This window comes from Pseudomonas sp. JS3066, assembly GCF_036328175.1.
Lineage (GTDB): Bacteria > Pseudomonadota > Gammaproteobacteria > Pseudomonadales > Pseudomonadaceae > Metapseudomonas.
This window is the reverse complement of sequence record NZ_CP143312.1, coordinates 2,921,296-2,936,228: the sequence shown is the minus strand read 5'-3', so window position 1 is coordinate 2,936,228 and position 14,933 is coordinate 2,921,296. Positions and strand designations below refer to the sequence as shown.

Sequence of the window (14,933 nt, the reverse complement as noted above, 5' to 3'; positions counted from 1 at the left end):
GCATTTGGCTGATGCAGTCAGCGCAGGGAACTGAAAGCGGCACGCACCTCGCGGCTGAATAGATCCGGTTCTTCCCAGGCAGCGAAATGCCCGCCCTTGTCGACGCGCTGGTAGTAGACGAGGTTGTGGTAGGCCCGCTCGGCCCAGCTCTTCGGCGGTTTGTACACCTCGCCGGGGAAAATGGTCACCGCGGCGGGAATGTTGATCGGAGCCATGGAGGGGGCGTTAGCAGCGTTCTCCCAGTAGATGCGTGCGCTCGAGGTTGCCGTGTTGGTCAGCCAGTAGAGGGAGATGTTGTCGAGCATTTCGTCGCGGGTGAAGGCACGTTCCGGCTCGCCACGGCTGAACACCCATTCGCCGTACTTGTCGTAGAACCAGGCCGCCAGTCCCGCCGGTGAATCGGCCAGGCCGTAACCGAGGGTCTGCGGCCGGGTTCCCATGATGGCAGCGAAGCCGAATCCCTTGCCGAGGAACTCCCTGGCCGTATCGAACACTTCCCGTTCTTCTGCATTCAGATTCGCCGGAGCAGGGTCGCCGCACTTCAGCGCCTTGGCCACCTCGGGTGGAAGGGTGGTCGCACGCTCCACCCGATTGACGTGGATGCCAAGCAGGCCAGCGGGGGCCTGGCGCCCCATGGCGTCCGAAATGATGGCGCCCCAGTCGCCACCCTGTGACACGTAGCGGCTGTAGCCGAGTCGTTTCATCAGCGCATCCCAGGCGCGCGCGATGCGATCGGGGTTCCAGCCCGTGCTGGTGGGCTTGCCGGAAAAGCCGAAGCCGGGAATGGAGGGCAGCACGAGGTGAAAGGCATCCTTGGCCGCGCCACCATGTGCCGTGGGATCGGTCAGCGGGCCTATGACTTTCAGCAACTCGAAGACGGAGCCGGGCCAGCCGTGGGTCATGATCAGCGGCAACGCGTCCGCATGGCGGGAGCGGACGTGAATGAAGTGGATGTCCAGGCCGTCGATGCTGGTCAGAAACTGGGGAAAGGCGTTGAGTTTGGCTTCGGCCTTGCGCCAGTCGTAGCTGCCGTACCAGTAGCGCACCAGCGCTTGCAGCTTGGCGAGTGGCACCCCCTGGGAACGGTCGTCGACGGTTTCCCGATCAGGCCAGCGGGTTGCGGCAAGGCGGCGGTGAAGGTCCTGCAGCGCCGACTGCGGAACATTGGCGCGGAAGGGGCGCAGCGCGTCAGCCGCAAGCGGCTTCTCGGCGGACTGAGAAAACGCCGCCATTGGCCGGAACATCGTGAGGGCCGTCAGTGCGGCGCCTTTCAACATCAGGGAACGACGGGACAGGGCGGTGGTTTTGATCAGTTGCTGGATGGCCATGGTCGTGATTCCTACCAGATGCAGGATCGAGGTCACCGGCAGGCGCTTACGTCGAGATCACAGCCAAGCACGAGGAACGAGCACCAATCGGCACCGGCATCGGACCGCAGCAGCCATGACCTCAACTACGCGACGCACACGCACTGATGTCCTGGACGGGCGGGATGTAAATGGAACTCTAGTGGATGGCATGAGGAATGCCATGAAGGCGCTTGGCAGGCACGACAGCCGCCTTTCCAGGGGGGAGGGCCCTCAAATTCTGCTCGAACGTGATGGGCCGGGCCCTGTGGGAGCGACTTCAGTCGCGAAGACACTTCACGGCAACACGTCCTTGCCATCTGCAATAAACGCCGGCAAATCCCGCCAGGCTACCCACAACTCCCGCTGCCAGCGCACTACACCAACCTGCCGGTTGGACCAGCTGATAAAGCACCGCCGCGGCTCTGCGCTCGGGTCACGGTGATAGTCATGCAGCGTCGGCACCAGCACCTCGCTCAGCCAGCGACTGATGTCGACATGCTCCGGCCGGGCGAAGCGAAACAGCGCCTTGTAGGCACCCGCATCGCTGATGGCTTCCACTTCCTCATGAAAGCCGCATACGTTCGCGAGCAGGATGGTGCGCTTTTCAAAGCGTTCCAGGACGTGGAGCAAGCGACGGGAACTACGGACACCCATCAACTGGGCAAAGTCTTGGGCGACGAACCAGGGCTGGTTGTCGATCATCAGGGCGCGCAGGCGGAGGTTGTGATGATGGAAAACGATGGGGGCGTATGCGTCGTGCATGGTGGAGCTCCTGTTAGCTGGTTAGGAACTGCCATCAACGTCGCCAAACGGAGGTGGCAGACCGCGCAGGGTTGGCGAACCGGCTAACAGGCCCCGGCAGACCCGAAGGTCTCCCCGCGCGATCTGCCATAAAGCGATGCAGCTTTTCTGCAATCGTGCGGGGGCCTACGAGAACATTCGCTGTTCTCGCAAACACCTTATGGCGCTGTCGCGCCTGTTAGTAACGGGTCGCCAAACCCGGCCACGGGATTGACCGTGGCCGGGGCAGGATAGGGATGGAGAAGGGGGAGGGCAAGGGGAGGGGGCTATTGAGGCTGCCTTTGACTCGAATCGGAATTTTTCTGGTTGTTGCGTCTGGCGATTAGCTGTCCACCGCGAGCGGCGGCCAAGAGCGGTCAACGAGTGGCCGCAATGTCAGGGGCTATTCACCGATGCGTGACGAGAATGTGGGTTGTAAGCGAGCTTTGAAGGGGCGAGTAAGTCCGCTTGGCTAGCTGATCTTGAGGTTCGCTGCGAGAAAATCCATGAAGGCTCTGACACGAGTAGGCAGCTGTCCGCCTTGCCCAATGTAGACGGCATGAACCTCGATCTTATCCGTGGGCATGAAGTCTTCCAGAACCGAGACAAGGCGGCCGTCGTCCAGATCCTGCTCAACCTGGCAAAGCCCAACGCGCGCGAGGCCAAGCCCAAGAATCGCCAGTTCCCTTACACCATTACCGTCGCTTACCCGGGCGTTTCCGGTCACGGATATGGGGGTGAGTTGGCCATCAGCTCCCTTGAGGCTCCACTCCATGGCGGGTTGGCTGAAAGTGAACCCCAAGCAGTTGTGGCCCTCGAGATCGGCCGGAACCTTCGGGGTACCCCGGGCGGCCAGGTAGGTCGGTGATGCGACGATAAGGCTTCGCGTATCGCCCAGGCGCCTGGCCACCAGATTGGAGCTTTTAAGTGGGCCGCTGCGGATTGCCACGTCTGCCCGCACGCTTATCAGGTCGACGACTTCGTCGCTGAGGAAAACTTCCACCGATACCCCTGGGTAGTCTCGCAGGAACTCGTTCAACAGAGGCAGCAGATACAAGCGCCCGATATCGACGTTGCAGTTCACCCTTACCGTTCCCTGTGGTGCTGAACTCGCTGCTGCTTCCTGCTCGGCCTCATCGAGTGCAGTCAGGATGGTCAGGCTGCGCTCGTAGAACGCTGCCCCTTCAGACGTGAGCAACTGCCGCCGTGTCGAGCGATTAAGCAAGCGAGCACCCAGCCGGTTTTCCAGCCTCGAAACCAGTTTGCTGACTGCCGAGGGAGTCATGGCACAACTCTTGGCCGCTGCGGTGTAGCCGCCGTCTTCGACGACCCTGACGAACACGCTCATTTCCGCGAAGCAGTTTATGTCCAAACGTCTCATATGAATTCACGTCACAAGTTGAATGCCCCGGGACCGGCTATATCCGCCGTGACGGCGCTCTTACTCTGTTTTCCAGAGCCTGCACCAGAGCTCGAGACTGAGCAATAGATGTGCCAACGATGGAAATGCCGAGTCCGGAGGATGAGATGAACAGCAAGATCAAACTGATCCTGATCTACGGCGGTAAGGATGAAGAAGGCCTCTGTCCTGCGCTGGTGAAATGGGCCTCTGAGGTTATAGCGCAACGTGCTGAGTTCGAATTCTGTGTCATCGAGCTCGATGACCTCGTAATCAGTCCTGACACTGCCGAACACGTACAGCGACACGAAAGTCTGCGACATCTCGCAAAGGCTGATGCCTTCCTGATCGTCACCTCGGAGCAGAGCAATGGTTACCCCGCCGAGCTGAAAGCGTTCATCGACCAGGTTTCGGTTCGTTGGCACGCAAGACCGGTGGCGTTCATCGGTTACGGCGAAGAGTCGGGTGGAATGCGCGCGATCGATCAGCTCCGCCAGGTTCTGGCCGGGCAGCACGCGGTCCCCATCTGCAATTTCGTGTCCTTTCCCAACCCCCGGGCGCTGATCGATGAGTCCGGGGTAATGCGTCAGCCCGATCAAACCAGGCTTCCAATGGCTCGGATGTTGGTGCAACTGAACTGGTGGGCAAGAGCCCTAAAGGCTGCGCGGGAACAGGTGTCCTATGAACTGGTGAGCTAAGCGTCAACGCATCGGAGTCGAAGCAGAAATGGGCAAATACTCCGGAGGAATCGACTAACGGGCTCTTGTTGCCCGTCCTTAACCTTATTTCCAGGCCCGCTAGCTGGGCGAACAGAAGAGGAAACCGACCATGTTGAACATCGAAGGAAAAGTCATCGCAATCACCGGCGCAAGCAGCGGTATCGGTGAGGCGACCGCGCGACTGCTGGCTAGCCATGGCGCGAAAGTTGTGCTCGGCGCTCGGCGTACCGACCGCCTGAGAATGCTTGCTGGCGATATCAGTGCCGCAGGCGGCAACGCGAAGTTCCGCGCTCTGGACGTCACAGACCGCAAGGACGTCCAGGACTTCATAGGCTTTGCCGTTGCCCAGTACGGTCGGGTCGATGTGCTGGTCAACAACGCTGGTGTAATGCCGCTTTCCAAACTTGAGGCGCTCAAGGTGGATGAGTGGGACCGCATGATCGATGTGAACATTCGTGGCGTGCTGCACGGTATCGCCGCGACCCTACCGCTGATGCAACGCCAACGGGCGGGACAGATCATCAACATCGCCTCTATTGGTGCCTATGCGGTGAGTCCGACTGCGGCCGTTTACTGCGCCACGAAGTACGCCGTGCGAGCCATTTCCGAAGGCCTTCGCCAGGAGGTCGGCGGGGACATCCGGGTCACCGTCATCGCGCCTGGCGTTACCGAGTCGGAACTGGCCGAAAGTATCTCGGACGAGGGTGGTCGCGCCGAGATGAAGGAGTTTCGCAAGATCGCCATTCCGGCCGACGCCATAGCGCGAGCGATTGCATACGCCGTCGAACAGCCTGCGGAAGTTGATGTGAGCGAACTGATCGTACGGCCCACGGCGAGCCCGTTCTGACGGGGCGCGCAATTGAGTACGAAGGTCGACGCTGGCCTGCGGGCCAGCCCCGTGTTTTGGTTGTTGTCCTGGAGCTTGCTCATTGCTCCGCTGCTGCCGCTCTCAATGGCTGGGGCGGGGCAATCCTCAACTCGACTCGCACATAGGAACGATGAAATGGCACGTCCCTCAAGTGATCAGAACAAGTATGTCGGCATGTGGGTGACCGCAGATGGCCGTATTCGTCATGAACTGCTGCCCGGGGGCCGCTACGATGAGGCTCGTGGGAACAAGAAAAGCGCTTACCAGGGGCGCTACTGGTTGGAAGGAGACCACATAGAGTACGTCGACGACACCGGCTTCACCGCCGACGGTGAGTTCCGAAGCGATGTCCTTTATCACGCAGGGATGGTCTTGTACCGAGAGAAGTAGCGGGTGGTGGAAGTGGTGCGCTTATGAAAGATGAAAACGCTGGGGCTCTCTCGCTTCGTGAGGTCCTAAATGCAAAGCGCGTCTGTGTAGTGCTTGTTCGGGCAATCGATGGCGCGGGCCAAACGGAAGGCCAGAACCCAAACTAGACAGGTCGAACCTGATTGTTCTGTCGCAGTTCTTGAGAAGTTTATGAAGCACTATCCGGTGTCCGGTACCACTCGCACGTCAGCTGAGGGGCTGGAGTCCTTTATCCAGGGCGAACTGCTTGCCGCATCCGCAGGCAGTGCCTCCAGGGACGTCCTGATACAGATCTTCAACCGTCGGCGGGTTGAGGAGACATTCATAGTTCCCGCGGTAGCTGAACCTCTGGTCGTCTGGGTCCTTTCCGGGTGCGCCATTGTGGAAGAACGGGAGCTTGGCGGCGAATGGGCGTGCTCCGAAGTTTCCAAAGGTGATTTCTTTCTCACGACCTCTGCCGTGCCCTATGAGATGCGCTGGCGGGCTAGCGGCCCGGAACCATTCGAAGTGATGCACATTTATCTCGGCATCTCGTTGCTTGAGCGTGCGATGCAGGAGGTGCATGGCAGAGGGGCGGTTCGCTTGAGAGAAATCTCTGGCGGACAGGACGCAGCGCTTTCTCGGCTCCTCGATCAGTTTCGTATTGAGCTGAGCAGTCAGTATGAGGTCAGTGGGTTGTTCATCGATGGCATCGCCCAATGTCTGGCCGTGCACCTGGCGAGGAACTACCTGGATACCTGTGCCGAGAACCTCGCTCGGCGTAATGCCCTGCCAGCCTACAAACTCAAACGCGTCGTAGGTTCGATGGAGAATGGGCTCCATCTGGAGTTCAGCCTTGGCGACCTGGCGCTGGAGGCGGGTATGAGCGATTACCACTTCAGCCGACTGTTCAAGAAAGCCACGGGCCATCCACCCTCCCAGTACTTCATCAGAATGCGGATGGCCAAAGCACGTCAGCTGTTGACGGAAACGGAGCTGAGCATCATCGACATCGGCATGGAAGTGGGCTATTCCAGCCCCAGTCATTTCTCCCAGGTGTTCCGACATCATGTGGGGCTGACACCTAGCCAATATCGGGCTCAGCGTTAGTGCCCGGGCCGGGTTGCTGGGGTCAAAGATTTTGCGGCAGGAACTGATCACGAAAACAGAGTGTGTCCCCGGCCACCATGAACTCGCCGTGCCCGCGGTAATGCAGCGTTCTGGGGCTGGCCACGTCAATTGCTACATGAGCCTTCACGACCTGCCAGACGAATAGACCGTACTCACCGATAAGTGCTGAATCCCACAGTTGGCATTCGAAATTCGCGTAGCACTCGTTGATGAGAGGGGCCGCGATTTTCTCCGCCTTGAAAGGCGATAGCTCAAACTCTGCGAACTTGTCTATTGAAGCCCCTGAGCTGTTGCCCACGTTCACGACTTGTTGGGCGATTTCGACCGTGGGGATATTGATGCCGCACTCCTGGCTGTGCCGAATGAGGTCGTAGCTGTGGTTGCCGGTCCAGATGTAGCAGCCGAACAACGCAGGGGAAAACTGCATCATCATGTGCCACCCCATGGTCATGATGTTCCTCTCGCCTTTGTAGGCAGAAGTCACCAGCACAATGGGGCCTGTTTCAAGGTGGCGTCTGGTCTCGACGAGTGGGTAATCGAATTTCTTGTACGCGGGCATGGTTACGTCCTCTCCTTGTCCCGTGTCGCACTGGGAAGGGGATACAGCGACTTGCTGTACCCCTTGATCCGCGTGGATTAGCCCACTCGAACACTCATCCCGCCGTCGGCCATCACCACCGAGCCGACCATGAAGCTGGCGCGATCGGACGCGAGGAAGGCAACTATCTCGGCAATTTCCTCGGGAGAGGCTGCGCGACCGATCGGAGCCGACTTGCCATGTTCCGCCAGGAAGCTGGATCCGTCCTCCATGAAGTGGTTGAGGAGGTTGGTCACCACATTGCCGACGCCAATGGCATTGACCCGAATGCCATGCTCGATGACTTCCAGGGCCAGCGTGCGAGTCAGCTGGGCTAACGCGCCCTTGGACGCGGTGTAGGCGGCGATGTCAGGGAAGGCGAAGTAGGACGCGTAGGAGGCGATGTTCACGATCGCTCCCGACTTCTGTTTAATCATCTCCTTCACCGCTTCGCGCGAATGCAGGAAAGCTCCGGTGACGTTGGTCTCCATCTGCCAGTTCCACTCCTCGCGAGTCAGCTCCACCACCGGTTTGTAGATGATGCGGCCGGCGTTGTTGACCAGGATATCCAGCCTGCCGAACTCCTTTACCGCCAATGCAACAGCCTGTTCCGCTGAGCCGTCTTTGGTGATGTCGGCAACGAAAGGGACCAGCCCGGGACGCGCTAGGGACACAACGCTCGGGTCAATATCTTCGGCGATGATTTTTGCGCCGCGGGTGTGCAGAACCTCGGCTATCGCTTTACCGATACCGCTGGCTGCACCGGTTACCAGGACGACCTTGCCGGCTACTTCATTTGGGGTAGGTGTGAAATCAGTCATGTCATCTCTCCAGTGAGAAGGCTTGGTTACTGAGATTCGAAGCAGAACGCTTCGGACGTTTTCACTTTCTCCCGGGACGGCGAGTTCCTCTCTTGGGGAATTGCGGAGCCTGTTGGGGTTTTGCGCGAAACTGACCAAGAAGGGGTAGAAAGGTCCGCACTTCGGTCAGGTGCACCAGCTTTCGAAGTGGCCGCAAGCCACTTCACGTTGCCTTTCGGCGTTGCACTGAGCCATCGGGCTCCGGTTTGCCGGTTAATTCGAGGGTTTCTGCTCGCCGCAGGTGTACCTATCCCGTGAGCGGTGATCCGCTTGAGGTGGGCAAAGGGCATCTCGACTTTCTTGCGCTCGCAGCGGGAGCGGAGGTACTCCGGCGTCTTGGCCATGCGTCGCGCTGCGGCGCGAGCCGCTTCATGGATGCTGCGGACGATCATGCGGTTTGACGTTTTGGGACAGCACGTGGCTTTCAGCGGGCAGGTGGCGCAGCCGGCTTGGCTGGAGCGGTAGATGATGGTGTTGGCCTTGGTCACCCACGTCCTCTGTTGGAGGCTATCGTCCTTGCGCTCGGTCTTGTCCCACACCGGCGCATGCGGCTCGATGTCCTTCTCTATTCCGGTGCGCAAGGCGTATTTCATTCTCGGATGAGTCCGGCCCGGGCGGATAACGATGACAACTTTGCCGTCGACTACCTGGGCCTGTCCCGCCCCGGCTCCGCTACACGCGGATGAGACTTGCGCCCGGCCCTGGCAAGCCGGAACGACGCGTCGTGCGAGCAATCAGTCCTGCGTCACGCGGGAGCGCCGACAGCCCGTACGTCAAAGCAGCCTCCAAGGCCGGTTGCAAGGGTTATAACTACTAGAACAAACGGTGGGTCACTCAGGATAGGCCCTCCAAAGGCAGCGCCTGGGAAATCCCGGGGGCCTGTCAGTGACTAGAGCACGGCGAGCGTGCGCAAAGCTCGCTTGGGGCTACCGCTGGCGACGAAAGTCCCAGTTGGTGTTTCCTGGTTGCCTGGGCTAGCCCTCAGGCCTGATCGGCGCCTGCGGCGCGGAGCGAAGTGATGAGTTCCAGAGCACGGCGATGGGCTCGCAAGAGCCTTCTTGGCTGTATCGAGCTGGCCTTGCTGGCCGCTCCGCTGTGCGCCAGCGCCACGTTCAAGTGCCAAGCCCGGGACGGAACTATCAGCTACACCAGCCAAGCCATCGCCAGCGCCCGCTGCACTCGCCTGGATGGCATGGCGGGCGCCACTGTCGGCGCCAAGGCCCCGGCCCAGCCAAGGCTTGTGCGGGCCGACAACTCAGGCGCGGTGCGCATTCGGGTGTACACCTTCGTCCACAAGGGGATTCGTCAGTATGTGAGCCGGCGCCCCGTGGGGATCTCCGCTCGGGTCGATGTCCTTGAGCTCTATTACATCAAGGGCTGCTATCTGTGCATGGCACCGAAGGATTTCAAGGTCGCCTCACTGCGCCTGGACACCCGTTCCTATCGGCGGGAGATCGAAGCCGCTTCGGGTCATTACGGCGTCGACAGGGCGCTGGTCCGCGCAGTGATACATGCCGAATCGGCGTTTCGCCCCAACGCCATTTCCGAAGCCGGCGCCCTGGGGTTGATGCAGTTGATGCCCGCCACCGCCGAGCGCTTCGCCGTGGACGATCCGTTCGACGCGCGACAGAACATTCGCGGCGGCGTGCGATACCTGGCTTGGCTGCTCAAGCGCTTCAACGGTAACCAGGTGCTGGCGTTGGCAGGTTACAACGCCGGCGAAGCGTCCGTGGTCGAGTACAACGGGGTGCCTCCCTACGCCGAGACGCAATCCTACGTCACCCTCGTGCAATCCTTGGCCGAACGCTATCGCAAGCATCGCTAGTAACGTAGGGCGCATAACCCGGATTAGGTCATACGCCGCCCCCCACGGCGGATAGCGCTGGCTCGTTATCCGCCTTGCGCAAGCAATCAGGTTCCGCGCTCAATCAGTACGCCGGGCGGGACATGACTCAACCGAACTCCCACGCTCACTGGTAGCTAACGGCCCCAAACGGCCTGTCTATCGGCCAAAACATCCCATCTGGGCTGCGATTACTACCTTGAAGGGCTCCTCATCGTCACCGCTACTCTCGACGTAAAGGCAAAAAAAACCTCGACCCACACCAGCAATGAGCCGAGGTTAAAAAACGGTTGTCTGCTTCGCCTGTTCCGATGGCTATTTCAGTGCCCAGGTGGACGTTCGGAAACTGCGAAGCGTTGCACCAGTTAACTCTTGGGCGGTGCCTACAGAAGGGACAGCGGATAGCTGATGATCAGCCGGTTCTCATCGAAGCTGGTGTTGCTACCCCAGTCACGACGCATCGTGGAGTTACGCCATTTGATGTTCAGGGCCTTGAACGCGCCCGACTGCACCACGTAAGACAGCTCGGTTTCGCGCCCCCATTCCTCGCCGTCAGTCACGGCACCAACGTGGACGTTGTCGCCACTGAGGTAACGGTTCATCAAGGTCAGACCCGGAATACCAAGAGCCGCAAAGTTGTAGTCGTGACGCAGTTGCCACGAACGCTCGCCCGCGTTGTCGTAGCTGGAGCTGAAGCTGTCATTGCCCAGAGGGCTTCCGCTGGCGCCGTTGACGCGCATCCAGGCGTCGTCGCCGCTGACCTTCTGCAGGCCGACGTAAAAGGTGTGGGCGCCGTACTTGGCAGAGAACAACCCGTACGAGGTGCGGTTGTCGAGGTCACCCGCAAGGGCACTCCCATCTTCTTTGCCATTGAAGTGACCGAGGTTGGCACCCAGTGTCCAATCGCCTACCGGTTGGCTGTGCACCAACTGAACATACTGCTGCTGGTAAATATCTTTCAGCTCGGCGCTCCACAGACCCACCAGGGTTCGGTTGTCGTTGAAGCTGTATTCGCCGCCGACAAAGTTGAAGCTATCAGACGTGAAGGTGGGCTTTCCGTTCATGAACATGTCTTCCATGCTCGCGTCGTTGCGTGGGCTGTTGCCGCGGAACTGACCGCCGTACAGGGTCAAGCCATCGATTTCTTTCGAGGTGACTTGCGCACCCTGGAAAGTCTGCGGCAGGGATCGGCCATCGTCAGAGCGCAGAATCGGCAGCAGCGGCATCCATTCACCCACCTTCAGTTCGGTGTTGGAGATGCGCATCTTGCCGGCTACCGCCAGGCGGCCGAAGTCGTCTGCGGGGCGGCCATCAGAATGCACAGGAAGGAGTTGAGTACCCTTCGTGCCCTTGCCGCCGTCGAGTTTGACGGAAAGCAGACCGAGGACATCCACGCCGAAGCCCACAGGGCCCTGAGTGAAACCCGACTTGGCATCGAGGATGAAACTCTGGGTCCATTCTTCCGCCATGCCTTGGGTCGTTGAGTCGCCAACGAAATTGCGGTTCAGGTAGTAGTTGCGGAGGTTCAAGGTGGCCGCGGCGTCTTCGACGAAACCACTGTCTTCGGCGGCATAGGCATACCCGCTGCTGCCGATGACGCATTGGGCGGCAAGACCAATGGCGCAGAAGCGACGGGTCGGGGCGCGAAAATTCATTGTTGTTATGTCCTCGCTAGGTTGGTGGTGAGGGGAGGCCCTAAAACTTCAAGGTTCGGGCCTTTGCCATGGCTGCCAGGCGCACGGCGACATTGGTCGCGCCGTAGCCGGCGTAGCCGTTCTTGCGTTGCAAGATTTCAAAGAAGAAGCGCCCCTCGAACGGTTCCGTGTAGACGTGGAACAGTTCGCCTCCCTGCGCGTCGCGGTCGTAGAGCACGTTGTAGTAGGCCAACTCGCTGAGGAACTCGTCGTCGAAGTCGAAGCGCGCCGCCAGGTCGTCGTAGTAGTTCAGCGGGATATCCAGCAGCGGCACGCCGGCAAGCTTCGCGCGGCTCACCTCGGCGAAGATGTCCTCACAGGAGAAGGCGATGTGGTGCGCGCCCGAGCCGCCGTAGCTGGACAACGCGTGAGAGATTGCGGTGTTGCGGTTTTCCGAGATGCTCAGCGGCAGGCGGATGCTGCTGCAGCGGCTACGGACGGCGCGGCTCTTCACCAGGCCGTACGGGTCCGGCAGCACCACCTCATAATCGGCCTCGAAATCCAGCACGCTCTTGTAGAACAGCACCCAGCTGTCCAGCCCATCGGCCGGCAGCGCCAGGGCCATGTGGTCGATGCGATCGAGGTTGCCAGTCTGCTCGGCGCCCGCATCGAGGACGAAGTCGCTGTCAAAGATGGTCTGCCCTGCGGGGGCCTGCCCCACCAGGTAGATCAGGCTGCCATCCGGCGCGCGCACCGCGGGGATCTCGCGTTCGTTTGGCCCAACCAGGCCACGGAACGGCTGGGCCTTGAACTTGCAGGCGCGGGCTAGTGCGCCGCTACTGTCCTTCACCCTCAAGCCGGTTGCGCACAGCGACGGGCCGTGGGCCTCGAAGTAGCCGTGGGCAAAGGAATAGGGTTCGGCATTGAGCACGATGTTGATGTCCCCCTGGCGCAACAGGCTCACGGCCTTGGAGCGATGCTTGCCGGCGCGGGCGAAGCCCAGGCGCTCCAGCCAGTTGGCGAGCTTGGCGCCCTGGGCCTCGTCCACGGCGAACTCGAGGAATTCCACGCCGTCGTAACGGCTGGCCTGTGGTGGTGCGAAGAGGGCGTTCCGGTTGGCGGCGGGACTTGCGTCTTTTTCCAGCAGCTTGCGGGTCTTCTCTTCGAGGTAGAGCAAGGAACGCAGACCATCGGCGGCATTCGCACGGGGCGGCGCGGCGCGGAAGCCGTCGTTGAAGATTTCCAGCGACAGCGGGCCGGTGTAGCCGCTGCGAATGATGGGGGCGAGGAATCCCGCCAGGTCGAACTCGCCCTGGCCGGGGAAGCAGCGGAAGTGTCGGCTCCACTCCAGCACGTCCATGGCCAGTACGGGCGCGTCGGCCATCTGCACGAAGAAAATCTTGTCGCCGGGAATCTCGGCGATACCGCTGGGGTCCCCCTTGATCGACAGGGTGTGGAAGCTGTCCAGCAGCACGCCGAGGGCCGGATGATCAGCCTGGCGCACCAGGCTCCAGACTTGCTGCCAGCTGTTCACATGGCGACCCCAGGCCAGAGCCTCGTAACCGATACGCAGGTTGCGTGAGTCAGCACGCTCGGCCAGCAGGCGCAGGTCGTCGACGAGGATTTCCTCATCGGGCAGGGCGTCAGGCTGGACGTTGCTGCACACCAGCACCAGGTCGGTACCCAGTTCCTGCATCAGGTCGAACTTGCGTTCGGCGCGGTCGATATTCTTCAGCAGGCGGTCGCGGCGGCAGCCTTCGAAATCACGGAACGGCTGGAACAGGGTGATGGCGATGCCGAGATCAGCGCACATCTGGCGGATATCGCGCGGGCTGCCGGCGTAGTACAGGAGGTCATTCTCGAAGATTTCGACGCCGTCGAAACCAGCGGCGGCGATGGCCTCGAGCTTTTCCGGCAGGGTACCGCTCAGGGAAACGGTGGCAATGGAACGCTGCATGCTTCAGATCCTTTGTAATTGTTAGTTGCGGTTCACGAGCAGCTCAATTTGGAGCGGGAGCACTCCTGAAACCTGACCGAGCCGACCCTAGCTGCTGTGCATTTCGGGGCGCCGAAACGGCAATCGCCGCTCGCCATGCCCGATCTCCAGGCGCAATAAAATCCGGCTGGACCGGCGAGCCGCCGTCCAACGGCTACTTGGCAACGTTTACTGACTGCTGCGAGGGGTATCGAGAAAGGCGAAATGCTGAATCGCCAGTTGGTAGCCATGGGTGCCGAAGCCAGCCAGAACGGCTTTAGCCACAAGCGAGACATAGGAGTGATGGCGGAAGCTTTCGCGCCGGTGGACGTTGGATATGTGGACTTCGATGACGGGCACCTCCGCGGCAATCAGCGCGTCGTGAATGGCCACCGATGTATGAGTCCAGGCGCCCGGATTGATGACGATGCCATTCACCCGGCCACGCGCCTGGTGAATCCAGTCGATCATCTGGCCTTCGTGGTTGGTCTGTTGGAATTCAATTTCAAGGTCGAACTGGTTGGCAGTTTGGCGACAAAGCGCTTCGACATCGGCCAATGACTCGTGTCCGTAGACCTCTGGCTGGCGCTTGCCGAGCATGTTGAGGTTCGGGCCATTCAAAACGAGAAGGATGGACATTGGCAGCTCCAGTCAGATTGGGGCTCCTCGCAAGGCAGCCCCCGGCAATTCGTTGTGCTTGCTGCTCAGGCTGGATCACCTCCTGAACAGTCCTCTGCAGTAGCTGGATTTATTCCCAGTAACGGGAATTTAATTAATCAATCACACTCGAAATCGGCAATAAGCCCGAGGAATACTGAGCCATCTGCTGTCGGAGGGAATACTATTTCCCAATTGGTAGAATTTCAATGGAAAAATGAGAGCTCAACCGAAAACTCAAATAGCAGTAAAGCCCATGTATTTCATGTATTTACAGATTTTATATGCGACAAAGATATAAATATCTCGCTTATTAGAATTATTTTAATTCCTTTATTGGGGAATTTAGGCGCTACGCCTTGAGCGTGAGCAGAGGCAGCTGAGCGATGAGTTGCCAGAGGCGCAAGTCATCTGAAGCCCACGATTTGGGGCTGAGAGAGGTGCAGGTCTTGGCGCCGGCAAGGCTGCCGCGGCTGGCGTTGGAGGACGAAGGTATTTGCCCGCGAGGTGCGAGGCCGCACCGCTCCGAGCTTCGCGGTGGCTGCTTCAGGGGCGGTCAGAGAACGTCAAGCAGGTGCTATCTCGAGGCGTCCTGGAAGCGCTGGAGGCGACCCTCGGCACGCCCGACGGCCTAGACGCGCAGTTGAGCGTGCAGCTGCAGGACATGGAGCGCAGCACCTACACCAAAGCGCTCTTTTAAGCCAATCAGCCAAACAAAAAGCCGCTCGTTGAGCGGCTTTTAGCTTGCAAGACA

At 60.1% G+C, this 14,933-nt stretch carries 14 protein-coding genes and 1 pseudogene; 6 read left to right on the top strand and 9 right to left on the bottom strand.

Annotation, left to right across the window (positions count from 1 at the left end; genetic code table 11):
- Window positions 1-17: 17 nt before the first annotated feature.
- The 3 genes from SA496_RS13645 to SA496_RS13635 form a co-directional block, all read right to left on the bottom strand.
- Window positions 18-1,328, bottom strand: coding sequence for an epoxide hydrolase family protein (locus SA496_RS13645; protein ID WP_442965084.1), 1,311 nt, complete (start codon window positions 1,326-1,328; stop codon window positions 18-20).
- Window positions 1,329-1,643: 315 nt separating this feature from the next.
- Window positions 1,644-2,111 carry a BRO-N domain-containing protein gene (locus tag SA496_RS13640; protein WP_153921689.1) on the bottom strand — a complete coding sequence of 156 codons (468 nt, stop codon included), beginning with the start codon at window positions 2,109-2,111 and terminating at the stop codon, window positions 1,644-1,646.
- 490 nt (window positions 2,112-2,601) lie between these two features.
- Entirely contained in the window at window positions 2,602-3,510 is a 909-nt protein-coding gene (locus SA496_RS13635; protein ID WP_120650697.1) for a LysR family transcriptional regulator, read from the bottom strand.
- 146 nt (window positions 3,511-3,656) lie between these two features.
- Between SA496_RS13635 and SA496_RS13630 the strand changes: the two genes are divergently transcribed.
- From SA496_RS13630 to SA496_RS13615, 4 genes are all read left to right on the top strand, one after another.
- Window positions 3,657-4,226 carry an NAD(P)H-dependent oxidoreductase gene (locus SA496_RS13630; RefSeq protein ID WP_120650699.1) on the top strand — a complete coding sequence of 190 codons (570 nt, stop codon included), beginning with the start codon at window positions 3,657-3,659 and terminating at the stop codon, window positions 4,224-4,226.
- Between the two features lie 130 nt (window positions 4,227-4,356).
- On the top strand, window positions 4,357-5,094 hold the full coding sequence (locus SA496_RS13625) for an SDR family oxidoreductase (protein ID WP_153921694.1): 738 nt from the start codon (window positions 4,357-4,359) through the stop codon (window positions 5,092-5,094).
- A 156-nt stretch (window positions 5,095-5,250) separates the two neighbouring features.
- Window positions 5,251-5,505: an Atu4866 domain-containing protein gene (locus SA496_RS13620; RefSeq protein WP_120650703.1), complete on the top strand. Its 255-nt coding sequence runs from the start codon at window positions 5,251-5,253 to the stop codon at window positions 5,503-5,505.
- A gap of 189 nt (window positions 5,506-5,694) precedes the next feature.
- A complete protein-coding gene (locus SA496_RS13615) occupies window positions 5,695-6,612 on the top strand; it encodes a helix-turn-helix domain-containing protein (RefSeq protein ID WP_120650705.1) in 918 nt (305 codons plus the stop codon).
- A gap of 22 nt (window positions 6,613-6,634) precedes the next feature.
- On the opposite strand, the gene SA496_RS13610 is transcribed toward SA496_RS13615, so the two are convergent.
- The 3 genes and pseudogenes from SA496_RS13610 to SA496_RS13600 form a co-directional block, all read right to left on the bottom strand.
- A complete protein-coding gene (locus SA496_RS13610; RefSeq protein ID WP_153921697.1) occupies window positions 6,635-7,192 on the bottom strand; it encodes a flavin reductase family protein in 558 nt (185 codons plus the stop codon).
- A 77-nt stretch (window positions 7,193-7,269) separates the two neighbouring features.
- Complete coding sequence (locus tag SA496_RS13605) at window positions 7,270-8,031, bottom strand: SDR family NAD(P)-dependent oxidoreductase (protein WP_120650709.1); 762 nt, start codon at window positions 8,029-8,031, stop codon at window positions 7,270-7,272.
- A gap of 302 nt (window positions 8,032-8,333) precedes the next feature.
- Window positions 8,334-8,636 (bottom strand): annotated as a pseudogene (locus SA496_RS13600) (transposase); the annotation flags it as partial.
- A gap of 452 nt (window positions 8,637-9,088) precedes the next feature.
- On the opposite strand from SA496_RS13600, the gene SA496_RS13595 reads away from it, so the two are divergent.
- On the top strand, window positions 9,089-9,895 hold the full coding sequence (locus tag SA496_RS13595; protein ID WP_120650711.1) for a lytic transglycosylase domain-containing protein: 807 nt from the start codon (window positions 9,089-9,091) through the stop codon (window positions 9,893-9,895).
- Window positions 9,896-10,296: 401 nt separating this feature from the next.
- On the opposite strand, the gene SA496_RS13590 is transcribed toward SA496_RS13595, so the two are convergent.
- From SA496_RS13590 to aroQ, 3 genes are all read right to left on the bottom strand, one after another.
- A complete protein-coding gene (locus tag SA496_RS13590) occupies window positions 10,297-11,568 on the bottom strand; it encodes an OprD family porin (RefSeq protein WP_153921704.1) in 1,272 nt (423 codons plus the stop codon).
- 40 nt (window positions 11,569-11,608) lie between these two features.
- Entirely contained in the window at window positions 11,609-13,504 is a 1,896-nt protein-coding gene (quiC, locus tag SA496_RS13585; protein WP_330115568.1) for a 3-dehydroshikimate dehydratase QuiC, read from the bottom strand.
- A 207-nt stretch (window positions 13,505-13,711) separates the two neighbouring features.
- A complete protein-coding gene (gene aroQ / locus SA496_RS13580) occupies window positions 13,712-14,161 on the bottom strand; it encodes a type II 3-dehydroquinate dehydratase (RefSeq protein ID WP_120650717.1) in 450 nt (149 codons plus the stop codon).
- Window positions 14,162-14,753: 592 nt separating this feature from the next.
- Between aroQ and SA496_RS13575 the strand changes: the two genes are divergently transcribed.
- Entirely contained in the window at window positions 14,754-14,879 is a 126-nt protein-coding gene (locus tag SA496_RS13575; protein WP_330115567.1) for a hypothetical protein, read from the top strand.
- Window positions 14,880-14,933: the final 54 nt, after the last annotated feature.

What these genes read in the sequence shown, in the direction of transcription:
- aroQ (WP_120650717.1), bottom strand. Translation starts at nt 14,161, where the DNA reads ATGTCCATCCTTCTCGTTTTGAATGGCCCGAACCTCAACATGCTCGGC.
- SA496_RS13615 (WP_120650705.1), top strand. Translation starts at nt 5,695, where the DNA reads ATGAAGCACTATCCGGTGTCCGGTACCACTCGCACGTCAGCTGAGGGG.
- SA496_RS13620 (WP_120650703.1), top strand. Translation starts at nt 5,251, where the DNA reads ATGGCACGTCCCTCAAGTGATCAGAACAAGTATGTCGGCATGTGGGTG.
- SA496_RS13590 (WP_153921704.1), bottom strand. Translation starts at nt 11,568, where the DNA reads ATGAATTTTCGCGCCCCGACCCGTCGCTTCTGCGCCATTGGTCTTGCC.
- SA496_RS13630 (WP_120650699.1), top strand. Translation starts at nt 3,657, where the DNA reads ATGAACAGCAAGATCAAACTGATCCTGATCTACGGCGGTAAGGATGAA.
- SA496_RS13640 (WP_153921689.1), bottom strand. Translation starts at nt 2,111, where the DNA reads ATGCACGACGCATACGCCCCCATCGTTTTCCATCATCACAACCTCCGC.
- SA496_RS13625 (WP_153921694.1), top strand. Translation starts at nt 4,357, where the DNA reads ATGTTGAACATCGAAGGAAAAGTCATCGCAATCACCGGCGCAAGCAGC.
- quiC (WP_330115568.1), bottom strand. Translation starts at nt 13,504, where the DNA reads ATGCAGCGTTCCATTGCCACCGTTTCCCTGAGCGGTACCCTGCCGGAA.
- SA496_RS13635 (WP_120650697.1), bottom strand. Translation starts at nt 3,510, where the DNA reads ATGAGACGTTTGGACATAAACTGCTTCGCGGAAATGAGCGTGTTCGTC.
- SA496_RS13605 (WP_120650709.1), bottom strand. Translation starts at nt 8,031, where the DNA reads ATGACTGATTTCACACCTACCCCAAATGAAGTAGCCGGCAAGGTCGTC.
- SA496_RS13595 (WP_120650711.1), top strand. Translation starts at nt 9,089, where the DNA reads ATGAGTTCCAGAGCACGGCGATGGGCTCGCAAGAGCCTTCTTGGCTGT.
- SA496_RS13610 (WP_153921697.1), bottom strand. Translation starts at nt 7,192, where the DNA reads ATGCCCGCGTACAAGAAATTCGATTACCCACTCGTCGAGACCAGACGC.
- SA496_RS13645 (WP_442965084.1), bottom strand. Translation starts at nt 1,328, where the DNA reads ATGGCCATCCAGCAACTGATCAAAACCACCGCCCTGTCCCGTCGTTCC.